The sequence below is a fragment of the Mesorhizobium sp. M0317 genome (genome assembly GCF_040321555.1).
Classification (GTDB): domain Bacteria; phylum Pseudomonadota; class Alphaproteobacteria; order Rhizobiales; family Rhizobiaceae; genus Mesorhizobium.
Window position 1 is genome coordinate 93,130 of the sequence record NZ_JAMYRV010000008.1, and the last position, 11,906, is coordinate 105,035.

Annotated in this window: 9 protein-coding genes and 1 tRNA gene; 5 read left to right on the forward strand and 5 right to left on the reverse strand. The window is 62.3% G+C overall.

The window, feature by feature from the left end; translation table 11 throughout:
- Positions 1-370 precede the first annotated feature (370 nt).
- On the forward strand, positions 371-2,257 hold the full coding sequence (locus NKI88_RS09290; RefSeq protein WP_023835079.1) for an ABC transporter ATP-binding protein/permease: 1,887 nt from the start codon (positions 371-373) through the stop codon (positions 2,255-2,257).
- A 289-nt stretch (positions 2,258-2,546) separates the two neighbouring features.
- Entirely contained in the window at positions 2,547-3,914 is a 1,368-nt protein-coding gene (gene mgtE / locus NKI88_RS09295; protein ID WP_352654772.1) for a magnesium transporter, read from the forward strand.
- Positions 3,915-3,988: 74 nt separating this feature from the next.
- Here the strand turns inward: mgtE and gor are convergent, their stop codons facing one another.
- The 3 genes from gor to rpiA all read right to left on the reverse strand — a co-directional run bounded on the left by gor (position 3,989) and on the right by rpiA (position 6,840).
- Complete coding sequence (gene gor, locus NKI88_RS09300; RefSeq protein ID WP_352654774.1) at positions 3,989-5,380, reverse strand: glutathione-disulfide reductase; 1,392 nt, start codon at positions 5,378-5,380, stop codon at positions 3,989-3,991.
- Positions 5,381-5,504: 124 nt separating this feature from the next.
- Complete coding sequence (locus NKI88_RS09305) at positions 5,505-6,122, reverse strand: DUF2059 domain-containing protein (protein WP_023745065.1); 618 nt, start codon at positions 6,120-6,122, stop codon at positions 5,505-5,507.
- A complete protein-coding gene (rpiA, locus tag NKI88_RS09310) occupies positions 6,109-6,840 on the reverse strand; it encodes a ribose-5-phosphate isomerase RpiA (RefSeq protein WP_352654776.1) in 732 nt (243 codons plus the stop codon). Before rpiA ends, NKI88_RS09305 begins: the two co-directional genes overlap by 14 nt.
- 155 nt (positions 6,841-6,995) lie before the next feature.
- Between rpiA and NKI88_RS09315 the strand changes: the two genes are divergently transcribed.
- Both NKI88_RS09315 and NKI88_RS09320 read left to right on the forward strand, forming a co-directional pair.
- Positions 6,996-7,679 carry a phosphoglycolate phosphatase gene (locus NKI88_RS09315; RefSeq protein ID WP_352654778.1) on the forward strand — a complete coding sequence of 228 codons (684 nt, stop codon included), beginning with the start codon at positions 6,996-6,998 and terminating at the stop codon, positions 7,677-7,679.
- Between the two features lie 128 nt (positions 7,680-7,807).
- Positions 7,808-7,882, forward strand: a tRNA-Val gene (locus NKI88_RS09320).
- Between the two features lie 38 nt (positions 7,883-7,920).
- Here the strand turns inward: NKI88_RS09320 and NKI88_RS09325 are convergent.
- Positions 7,921-8,193 (reverse strand): hypothetical protein, encoded by a 273-nt coding sequence (locus NKI88_RS09325; RefSeq protein WP_023706833.1) that lies wholly within the window; start codon positions 8,191-8,193, stop codon positions 7,921-7,923.
- A 247-nt stretch (positions 8,194-8,440) separates the two neighbouring features.
- Positions 8,441-10,705: a DNA/RNA non-specific endonuclease gene (locus tag NKI88_RS09330; protein WP_352654780.1), complete on the reverse strand. Its 2,265-nt coding sequence runs from the start codon at positions 10,703-10,705 to the stop codon at positions 8,441-8,443.
- A 508-nt stretch (positions 10,706-11,213) separates the two neighbouring features.
- On the opposite strand from NKI88_RS09330, the gene NKI88_RS09335 reads away from it, so the two are divergent.
- Positions 11,214-11,900, forward strand: a complete 687-nt coding sequence (locus NKI88_RS09335; protein WP_352654782.1) for a Crp/Fnr family transcriptional regulator — start codon at positions 11,214-11,216, stop codon at positions 11,898-11,900.
- The last annotated feature ends 6 nt before the right edge of the window (positions 11,901-11,906 follow it).

An 11,906-nucleotide genomic window follows, 5' to 3' on the forward strand; every position in this document is an offset into this window, starting at 1 on the left:
TAGCGCGCGGTGGGAAAACCGGCCGACGGGCAGGCCTTTTGGTCACAAAGCCGTGTATGAGCCTTCCCTCAGGGAATATATTCGCACATCTGAACGTTCTCGCAACACATTGAAACAAAGGACAAATTTGGCCCAAAGACGGCGATCTCGCAGCGCCAACTGTTGCCTCATGGCAACGGCGGGTGGGCTGCTTCACATCCGCCGGGATAAAATTCATAGAAAATGATCAATTGGTGTTACTATCCGTAACAAAACTAAAAAAGGTTTGGGCGGGATTGTGATTCGGGTCGACAGACCGCGACGTTCAATATCGGCACTTTGGAACCGCGACGCCCCCGTCGGGCCGTCGCCCCTGACGCCAGTATCGTCGATGCGGACCTTCTGGGGACTGATGCGGGCCTACTGGTTCTCGGACCGGTGGAGGGAGGCCTGGGCTCTCACCGTCGTCCTCGCACTCATCATAGCCCTGTCGAGCAAGGCCGACGTTTGGTTTACCGTGTTGGCGGGCGAACTGGCAGCCTCAATCGCTTTTTTTCACGACGCCGCGAATACCACGCCCCTTGAATCGGTGCTTACCAATGCCGGCCTGCTTGTGCTGCTGGTCGTGTTCAAGGACATGGGAATCATAGGCGCCTGCAAATTTGTATCGGCGACATTGCATCGCAAATGGCGCGCCTGGTTGAACGCGCGTTTCAATGCGGCGCTGCTCGATACCAACCATACGCACTACCACGCTCAGAATGGCTCGCCAGATGCGCCAGCGCCCGACAACATCGATCAGCGCGTGCAGGAATCCATCAAAGACATGGCGGGCGGCGCCATCGGGCTTGCCCAAGGTGTCTTCGGCGTCTTCACCTCACTTTATTTTGTCGGCGGCGCTTTGCTGGCGAATTCCGTGGAGGTAAAAGGCCTGGATGCCCTCGGCAGCTATGGCAGCGCCGTCCTCGCTCTCCTGGCGGTTGCCATCTACGTGCCGGTCAATACCTGGATCGCGATCAAACTCGGCGGAATGCTGGAGTGGCTCAACGTCAGGATGCAGAAGGCCGAAGGCACCTATCGCAGCGAACTGATCACCTTGTTGCGCCGCAGTTTCCATGTGTCGGCGTCGCAAGGCGAAGACGTGCAAAAGACGATACATGGACGGCTCTATCTCGATATCGATACCACCTGGTCGAAGCTCAACATCGTCAACACCCTCTATGCGGGATTCGAATCGGTCTATAATTTTGTCGGGGCCAAAGTTGTCGCCTACGGACCTGGTCTGGTGCCGTTCATCCACAACGGCGTCGACCTCAAGGGCTACATAACCGGTTCCGAGCAGGTCAACGCGCTGATCAGCAAATGTTCCTGGTTCATCCATGTCATGCCGAGTCTCGCCACGTTGCGGGCCAACAGCCAGCGCGTCATTGAGTTGGCGAACGCCATCGAAAACGTCCAGCAGCCGCAAGACTTCTACAGCCAGACCGGCCAGTCCGACTTCCACTATGCCAGCCAGAACCCCGTCTTCGGCCTGACCATCCAGAAGCTCGAACTGGCGCATCAGGGCGAGGACGCCACGCCATTCCTGAGTGCTGCCAATCTGCGCTTCCGGCGCGGCGAGTGGGCATTCCTCAAGGGCGAATCCGGCTGCGGCAAGACTTCACTGATCAAGGCGATCAACGGCCTGTGGCCCTATGGCCGCGGCACCATCGTCTTCCCTGACGGTGTGAAGAGTTTCTATGCCGCCCAGGAGGTCAAGCTGCAGCAGGTGTCGCTGAAGCAGCTGGTATCCCTGCCCGGCTCCGAGCAGGACTATGGCGATGCGCAAGTGGCGTCTGCCCTGCACAAGGCGGGCCTTGGCGACTTCATCGAACACATGGCCGATGAAAGCCGCGAGGGAAAGATCTGGGACCAGCTGCTGTCGGGCGGCCAGAAGCAGAAGCTGGTGGTGGCCCGCATCGTGCTGCAGCAACCGGGACTGCTGTTCCTCGACGAAGCGACCGGCGCGCTCGATCCCGATGGCAAGATTGCCTTCCATCAGGCGATCAAGGACAATTGTCCCGATGTCACGGTGATCAGCATCATGCACGAGGCGGTGGCGCCACGCTCGGCCTCGGGCGTAGAATTCTATCACAGCGTGGTCGCGATCGCCGACGGCGTCGCCACCAAGAGGCCGCTTGTTCCGAACCTGCCGCGCGAGCTCACCACCATCCTTACGCAGCCGCGGCCGGTCGAGGACAAATGGATGCGTTTTTCACGCCGGCTGAAGCAGAAATAGCAGCCACGCCGAAGCGCGTTCCGCCACTGGCGGCGGGGCACTCGCTCCCTCCCCCTTCAATAATCATCACAGTCTCGCGATTGGGCCGGCTCCCGGCTGTTTTCCGCCACTCCCGCGATTGACTCGCCAAGATGCGCTCCTATGTTGCGCCCGCTCGCTGAATTCCAACTCGAACCGCGAGCAGAAAGGTCACCGCGCCATGCCTGGCGACAGTAGTCGAACGCAACCGCCGTCCGCCTCGATGTGACCTCTAACGGCTCACGTCCCGCCGGACGGCAAGGAGTGAGCCATGAACGAATTTACCCCCGTCGTAGCGGGCGACGATGCCGTCGCTATCGCGCGTATCCTTGCCAATGATCACGTCGCCGATGTCGTCGAGGCCCTGAACCGGGAATCTCGCGATACCGCGATAGAACTGCTTTGCGAAATGCCGTTCGAGCGGCTGGTCGAGATCTTCGACCAGCCGGAACTCGACGGCGCCTCCGATCTGGCCGAGGCGCTGCCGCGCGCCAAAGCGTGCAAGCTCCTGACCGCCATGTCGGTCGACCGCGCCGCCGATATCCTGCGCGAACTGGACGAACCGGCGCGCTCCGAGCTGCTCGGCGGGTTGGTCCCGCCGCTGCGGGCAACGCTGCTTTCCATTCTCGGCTATCCCGAAGGCAGCGCCGCCTCGATCATGACGACCGAATTCGTCAGCGTGCCGTCGGACTGGACCGTCGGGCGCACGCTCGACTACATCCGCAAGGTGGAGCGGACGCGGGAGACCGTCTACGCCATCTACATCGTCGATCCAGACACGCATGTGCTGGTGCGCTCGACCGGCCTGCGCCGGCTGATCACCGGCGAGCCGGACGATCCGATCCTGTCGGTGGCGCCGGATCGCGCCCCGGTGACGGTGACGCCGCTTACCGATCTCGAAACACTGGCGCAGACGATCTCCAAATACGATCTGCTCGCGGTTCCGGTCGTCGACCACGGCAAGATCCTCGGCATCGTCACCATCGACGACATCATCGACACCATGATCGAGGAGACGACCGAGGACGCGCATCGCTTCGGCGGCATGGAGGCGCTCGACGAGCCCTACATGAAGATGAGCTTTCTCGCGATGATCAAGAAGCGCGGCGGCTGGCTGTGCGCGCTGTTCATCTCGGAGATGCTGACCGCCAATGCCATGCAAAGCTATGAAGGCGAACTGCAAAAAGCGATCGTGCTCACTTTGTTCATCCCGCTGATCATGAGCTCGGGCGGCAATTCCGGTTCGCAGGCGACCTCGCTCGTCATTCGCGCGCTGGCGCTGCGCGAGATCGGCCTTCGCGACTGGTGGCGGGTGGCGTTGCGCGAATTGCCCACCGGCTTCGTGCTCGGCGCCATGCTTGGCGTGGTCGGCATCTGCCGCATCGCGCTCTGGCAATATATGGGCTTCTACGATTATGGGCCGCATTGGCCGCTGATCGCGGCGACCGTGGGGGCAGCACTCGTCGGCATCGTCACCTTCGGCTCGCTGTCGGGGTCGATGCTGCCGTTCGCGCTGAAACGGATCGGCTTCGATCCGGCGAGCGCCTCGGCGCCGTTCGTCGCCACGCTGGTCGATGTCACCGGCCTGGTGATCTATTTTTCGGTGGCGCTGGTCATCCTGCGCGGCACTTTGTTGTAATAAGCTTCAGGCCTCCCATCGCGGTGGCAACAGCGGCTGCCATGGGGGGTTCTTCAAGATCGAGCGCGCGGGCGTCAATCGACCCGCACGCCGTTCTTCACGCGGTAGGTAGGCTTGTACATGGTGACCAGTTCCTCCGCTGCCGTCGGGTGGACGGCCATGGTGCGGTCGAAATCATCCTTGGTGACGCCGGCCTTCAGCGGAATGCCGAGCAACTGCGCCATCTCGCCGGCGTCCGGCCCGAGGATGTGCGCGCCGAGCACTTTTCGCGTGGCGCCATCGACCACCAGCTTCGTCAGCATCTTTTCGTCGCGGCCCGACAGCGTGTGCCGCATCGTCCGGAATGTGGCGCGGTAGATTTCGATATCGGAGTAGCGCTTGACGGCATCGTCCTCGGACAGCCCGACGGTGCCGATCTCCGGCTGTGAGAAGACGGCGGTCGGGATGGTGTCGTGGTCGGGCGCGGTCGGATTGCCTTTGAATGCGGTCTCAATGAAACACATGGCCTCGTGGATCGCCACCGGCGTCAACTGCACGCGGTTGGTGACGTCGCCGATCGCCCAGATGTTGTCGATGTTGGTGCGGGAATATTCGTCGACAACGATGGCGCCGGTTTTGCCGAGTTCGATGCCGACGCCTTCCAGGCCCATATTCTCAGTGTTGGGGAGGCGGCCGATGGCGAGCATGACCTGGTCGACTGTCAGCACCTTGCCGCCGGTGACCAACGCATCCAGCCTGCCGTCCGGCCGCTTGCGGACCCATTCCGACACGGCGTGGCAGAGGATCTTGATCCCCTTCTTTTCCATGGTTTCGTGCAGCATGTGCCGCAGGTCCATGTCGAAGCGCGACAGTATCTCCTTGCCGCGATAGACCAGCGTGGTGTCGACGCCCAAGCCATGGACGATATTGGCGAATTCGACGGCGATGTAGCCGCCGCCCTCAATCATGATCGCCTTCGGCAGTTGCTTGAGGTCGAAAACCTCATTGGAAAAGATGCAATGCTCGTGACCGGGCAGCGCCGGGTGCGGCGCCGGCCGGCCGCCGGTGGCGATCAGGATCTGGTCGGCGGTGACGGTGCGGTCATCGCCCAGGAGATGCACGACATGCGGGTCGACCAGCATGGCGCGCGAGTGGAACGTCTCGCCGCCGGCGCCTTTCACGTTCTTTTCGTAGATCGCTTCCAGACGGGCAATCTCGCGGTCCTTGTTGGCGACCAGCGTCGGCCAGTCGAAGCTGGCCTCCGGCACCGTCCAGCCATAGCCGGCGGCGTCGGCAAAATGCTCGGGAAATTGCGAGGCATAGACATAGAGTTTTTTCGGCACGCAGCCACGGATGACGCAGGTGCCACCATAGCGGTATTCCTCGGCGATGCCGACGCGCTTGCCGAGCGCTGCCGCCACGCGCGCCGCCCGAACCCCGCCGGAGCCGCCGCCGATGACGAAGAGATCGTAGTCGTAGCCGGCCATGCTGCTGTTCCTTGCCCCAAGAAATGTTTGAGACAGGTAGGCTGCATGAAGCCAAAAGAAAAGCCCGGTTTCCACCGGGCTTTCTGGTCCAGCGGCAAGGATGCCGGTGGCGAAATCAGACGTCTTAGTTCTTCGGCGCTTCCGGCTGGTCACCGTCTGCGGGCGCATCGCCGTCGGCAGGTGCAGCGCCATCGGCGGGGGCAGTTGCGTTCTCCGGCGCAGGCGCGGCCGGAGCAGCGGCCTTCGCGGCGGCTGCCAGCGTTTCGCCGACCTGCTGGGCGAGATCGCGCGCCAGGCCGTTCTGCCAGATGTCGGCGGCCTTCACCAGTTCGCGCGTCACGTTGGGGCCGTTGTCGAGCAGCTTCTTGCCGGCATCGGAATTGTAGAAGGCGGCGATGTCGGTGAGATCCTTCTCGGAGAACACCTTGGCATAGGCGAGCGCTGCTTCCTTCTCCAGATCGGCACGGCGCGAGGCCAGCGCCAGTGCCTTCTCGCTGACGGTCTTGCCGATCAGCTCCTGCATATCAGGGTTCTTCTGGATAAGCTGCTGCTCGAGCGAGGCCGCCGCTTGCGGCAGGATGTTGTCGAACGAGTCGGTCGCGTGGATTGCCGTGACCGCCGCCCGTGCCGCCTTCAGATGCGATTCCGTGATCTCCTGCGAGAATGCCGGGGAGGAGAAGGCGAAAACGGCCGAAGCCGCCAGAACGGCGCAAAGATTGCGAACCCGGTTATGCAACATCATGATCGGTAGAACTCCCTGGTTTTCGGGCGGCATGGACGGTTTGGATGCCGTCGCCGCCGGCGATGATGGCCGCTGACGCCAGCCCGATGAAAAGACCATGCTCGACCACACCAGGAATGGCATGGAGAGCATTCGAAAGCGCTCTTGTATCCGGAATGCGGCCAAAAGATGCATCGAGGATAAAATGGCCGCCGTCTGTAACAAAAGGCTGGCCCCCCGTCATCCTCAATGTAACCGGGCCGGAAAGGCCGAGACTTTTGGCCGCTGCCGCGACCGCGATTTCGGTGGGGCGCAGGCCGAATTGGTTGACTTCGATCGGCAACGGAAACCGGCCAAGGGTGTCGACCATCTTCGAGCGATCGGCAATGACGATCATGCGCTGAGATGCCGCCGCGACGATCTTCTCGCGCAGCAGCGCGCCGCCGCCGCCCTTGATCAGCGTCAGCGCCGCGTCGATCTCGTCGGCGCCGTCGACGGTAAGGTCGAGCTCGGGCGTTTCCTCAAGCGTCGACAGCGGCACGCCAAGTTCGCGGCAAAGGGCTGCAGTGCGCTCCGACGTCGGCACGCCGATGACGGTCAAGCCCGTGGCGATCTTTTCGGCCAGCAGCCGCACGAATTCGTCGGCCGTGGTCCCGGTGCCGATGCCGAGCCGCATGCCGTCGCTGACATGGGCAAGGGCTGCCCGCGCGGCCTCGACCTTCAACTGCCTCGCATCCATGCTCGCCCCGGGGATTTGGCTTGGTTCTGATTTTTCTGGATGCGCGCTCCTAGCACTTTTGCCCGCAGGGTCAAAGACTTTGGCTCGCACCGGCTTGCCTGAAAGAAGCGCAGCCGCTATCGCCTGCCTGCAATGCATCAGCCACAGGATAGGCCATGACCCAACCGATCATCGTGTTCGACCTCGACGGGACGCTGATCGACACTGCGCCGGACCTGCTCGATAGCCTGAACCACAGCCTTGCCGCCAGCGAGCTTGCCGCTGTCGACGAGGCCGGCTTCCGGCGTTTTGTCGGCCAGGGCGGACGGGTGATGATCGAGCGCGCGCATACCGCGCAGCAGAAGTCGTTGGCAGTGGACGAGCACGACCGGCTGCTGAAACTGTTCCTCGATCACTACACGGTCAACATTCCCGGCAAGTCGCGCCCCTACCCCGGCGTGGTCGAGGCGATCGCCCGTTTCGAGGCGGCCGGCTATCTGCTTGCCATCTGCACCAACAAATACGAGGCGAATTCGAAAGCGCTGATCGAGGCGCTCGGCCTGACAAAGCATTTCGCCGCGATCGCCGGCCAGGACACGTTCGCCTTCCGCAAGCCCGACCCGCGCCATCTCACCGAAACCATCAGGCTCGCCGGCGGTGACCCGCACCATGCGCTGATGGTCGGCGATTCGCAGACCGACATCGACACGGCCAAGGCCGCCGGCATTCCCGTGGTTGCCGTCGATTTCGGCTACACCGACCGCCATGTCAGGGAATTCGAGCCGTCGGCGGTGATTTCGCATTTCGACGCGCTGACGCTCGACCTGGCGGAACGGCTGATTGCTGCGGCGACCGGCTGAACGAAACGGGCGAGTGCGCGGCAGCGCCTGCCCTCGCCTATTTCAGGCATAGAAGGCGGGCGCATCGCCTTGACTTCACAACCCTGCCTCCCTTATATCGCGGCTCGCTTGGCCTTCGGGCAACGAGCGGGCGATTAGCTCAGCGGGAGAGCACACCCTTCACACGGGTGGGGTCGCAGGTTCAATCCCTGCATCGCCCACCATTTTCTTTCCCGGAACAGCACACTCCAAGCCAGCACTCCTAGCAGCTGCAACTCGCCCCTTCCCCACCAAAATTCTTCTGCGCAAAGTTCAACGCGCTTGAGTAGCTCGTGTAGCTCTGGAACTGGCATACATCGGATCCGTTCCGCACCTTCATCTGCTCGAGATCCCAGAACGAGACCTCGATGTGATCGTTGGCACAATAGACCGTGTATTTTTCAGGCTCCAGCGCTCGTGCCTTCTGCGCCGGGATGGAGACGGCAGGAATGGAAAGCACGGAAAGTGCAAGCATGATGGCGTGACGTGTGCGCATGTAAAAACCCCGAATGAAAACCAGCCCGTATTATTGCCGCTATCTTGAAGCGCTGCATCACGGCTTTTTGACGAACGACTTCTTTCCGGTGCCCGGCTCGCCGTCAGCTATGTGCTGATCCAGATCTCCGCTGTGTTGGCGCTAATTGGTACCGCTCGGGGGCGCGTGGCCGGCAGCAGGGAGGTCGGCTTGGATTGCGTCCATTCGGTCATGGTGTTCCTGCAAGGCATCGCAGCGCCGCGCGAGCCTAAGCCTTCTTCTTTCGTCTCCGTGATCCCGCCCGCATCGCAATTTCGGTGCCGCGAACCGTTTCGTACTGGTCGGCATCGATCAACGATTGGTCGAAGCTGACGCCGGTCATTTCGGAGATTTCGGTCAGCGGGTACATGGCGCCGATGAGCTCGTCGGAGACGGCAAACTCCAGCTCCGTGTCCGACAGATCCTGTTCGAGGACGAAGCCATAGCTGGCGAGCCCGTCTGTGACGCGCGCCACGATCACCTTCCAGAAACGGCGCGGCACCGGCGCGCGAAGACTTGTTCCCTTGGGGCCTTTGCCGGCAAAGGTTCGGTCGTCATCGGCGAGCACCGGGCCAGCGAAGACACACAGCCGTTCGCTCGCCGCCTCCGACAGGACGTGGTTCTCAAGATCGCCCCAGTTCTTCTCACCGCTGTCGGAGCGGTTGTAGCCCTCGACCTGGGGCGAGCAGTTGGTGACATGGAAGGAGCAGACATTGCCCCTGAGCAGAAGCTCGAAGGTGCTGCCCCAGGCCACGTCATCGCGCCGGACGATATGGCCCTTGTCGAAGGCGCCCTGATCCTGAGTGTAGAAGACATCGGGGATCTGATACTTGTCGTCGAGCCGCAGATCCGGGAACCAGCGCTCGCTGAACAGGCCGCCACGCGAATAGTTGCGGCCCTTTTCCGGCTCGCGCAGATTGCTCTCCTCGGTGACGTTGGAGGCGGTGAACAGGGCCAGCCGCCGCTTGGCGTGCATCTTGAGCGAAAAATTCTGGTAGTCGAGCCGCGTGCCACCGGCCTTGAGCGGCGCCAGCACGGACAGGTCGGTGGCCTCCGGCATCGGCACCACGACGGGCGCGAGCTTGGTGCCGCCAGAGAGAAATTTCTCGTCGTAGCCCTCATAAGCGTCATAGTCGGCGAGCGTTTTGGGAACGAATGCGCCGCCTGGAGGGGTCGGCTTGGCCGCTTCGAGTTCGACCGACTCCGTGACCGCTTCATGGGCAGGAGTTGCGCCGAGCGAGACGGTGATGCGCAACGGCACTTCGAAAGTGACGCTGCCGCCGGGCGAAACGACGACGCCTCCGGATGAAGGCGTCTGGGTGACGACGCCCGCGATCTGCTTAACGCCGCCGACCTCGACCAGGTTTACGCCCTCGGCCGGCGACCCGCTGTCCGCCTTGTTCCACCATGCGCCCCAATCGTTGGGGCCGCCGCTGGCGGCGCCGGAAAAATTGAGGCCGAGGTCGACGACGCGCTGGTCCCTGGCCAGCGCGCCGGTGGGCACGGCGTAGTTGCGTTCGAGATAGCGGCCGGCAAAATGCAGCGCCACGACCTCGCCCGTGGCGAGATTGATCATGCCGGTACCGGAGTTGCCACCGGTCGTCGAGCAGTCATGTGTCGCCGCGCTGACGATCTTGCCGAAACTTTCAGTGTTGAAGCCGCCCTGAAGCATGCCCGGCTGCAGGCGCTTGACCTGGAAGCGGTTACGCATGATCTCCGTCTGGACGTCGATCGCGTTGCGATTGTCGAACGCGGGATAGCCGATGGCGACGACCTCCTGGCGCAGCATATCGCGCGCGTCGGCGACGGCGAGCGACAGCGGCGTGATGTTGTCGGGCAGGCCTTCGACTTCGAGGATCGCCATGTCCCAATAGGGATGGATCATCCGAACATTGCGGATCTTGAAGACGTTTCCCGCCGCCGAATCGCGCTTGAAGTCGATGCCGGCAGCGCGGCCGCTGATGAATTGCAGATTGCGGTCGCCAAGGCCGTCCGCAAATATCTGCGCCACATGACGGTTGGTCATCAGCAGGTTGCGGCCGACGACGAAGCCCGTGCCGCCGTAAGGGATATTGGTGTTCCACAACAGTTCGATACGCCCGATCGCCGGCAGGGCGGCTTCGATGCGCTGCTTTAATGCGGCCTCGCTGGTAAGCTTCGTCCACAGCGAATGGCCAGGTGTCGGAGCGCCGTCGAAAGTCAGCGTCGTAAAGGTGCCATCCTTGATGTCATAGACCGGCCGCAACTCCGGGATGATTATGGCTTCCAGATCGGAAAGCTGCTCGGGCGCGACTTCGGCGCCCCGCGCGAGGCTCTCCATGCCAGCGCGCGCCGATTCAAACGCCGCCTCCGTCTTGCCGGCTTCCGCAGGCGCAAGGGATTCCAGAGCGCCGCCTGCCATCGTCTCCACGTTGCCGAGGACTGATTCAGTCCCCTCGCCCCCGGTGACGAGATCGAGATATTGACGGATTCGCTGCTCTCTGCTGACCGGCATAGTCGCCCTCAAAGGTTCTGTCGAAGAAAAGAAATGTATTGCCCCATTTTAGACTGGTGCAATTCTGACTGGCAGGCAAGGAAACAAATCAACTCGCGTCGAAGATGACCGGAGTGCAACGTCGGCATGTCTCTTGCCGCAGTCGCTCGCGCGATGTATGACGCTCGCATTATTTCAGCGATGCTGTATGTGATCTCCGTCACAGACGCTCACGCTGTTTGCGCCCACCTATCGCAACGGGTGGAAGGGCCATTGCGGCCGCTCGGTTTTACAGAAATTTTATCACCTATCCATTTTTATCAGTTGGCGCCTGCACGCGCGGCTCCTCACCGCCGCGCGTGCAGGCGGCTTTCCGCCCGGCACGAGCCAGGCACTGGGCGCGACCACTGCGCCAAGCCTTTACAAGGCGTAATCGCAAGGGATGAACGCCGGCCTTTGACGCGGTGCACTCTTGCCTTAGACTTCGGCCCTTAAACTTCGCCGATTGCGGCAATTGGGAATTTGGAACATGGCTTTTGGCGGCCCAAACGACAGAAACGATCTGCCGCGCCTGGCACGCATCGATCCAAAGCTGTTCGATATCCTGTTCAGCGGCTGCAAGGTCGAGCGCTACGCCGCCGGCCAGCATCTGTTCGTCCAGGAAGATGCCGCCGACCGGATCTACGGGGTGATGAGCGGCACGGTGGAAATCTCGATCTATTCGCCTGGCGGGCAGAAGCTGGTGGCCAATATCGAGCTGTCGCGCAGCCTCGTCGGCGAGATCGGCGCGCTTGACGGGCGGCCACGCACCGCCACCGCCATCTGCCTGACCGCTTGCGAGCTGGTTTCGCTCAGCAGGACACAACTATTTGATCGCATTGAGAAAAATCCACTGCTGGCATGCGCGATGATCGAACTTCTGTGCGCCCGGCTGCGCTGGGTCAGCGGCGAACTCGGCGACCAGGCCTTCTTCGGCATCGAGGCGAGGCTCGCCAAACGCCTGGTCTTCCTGGCCAAGGTGATGGCCGACAGCGCCGGCTGGATTCCGATCTCGCAATCGGAACTCGGAGAGTTCCTCGGCGCCACGCGCGAGTCCGTCAACAAGACGCTCAACGACTGGCGCAACCGCTCGTTCATTGCCATCAAACGCGGCGGCCTGCGCATCACCGACACCGGGGCGCTGCGCCATATCGCCGAATCGCAGGACGACGACTGACGCCGA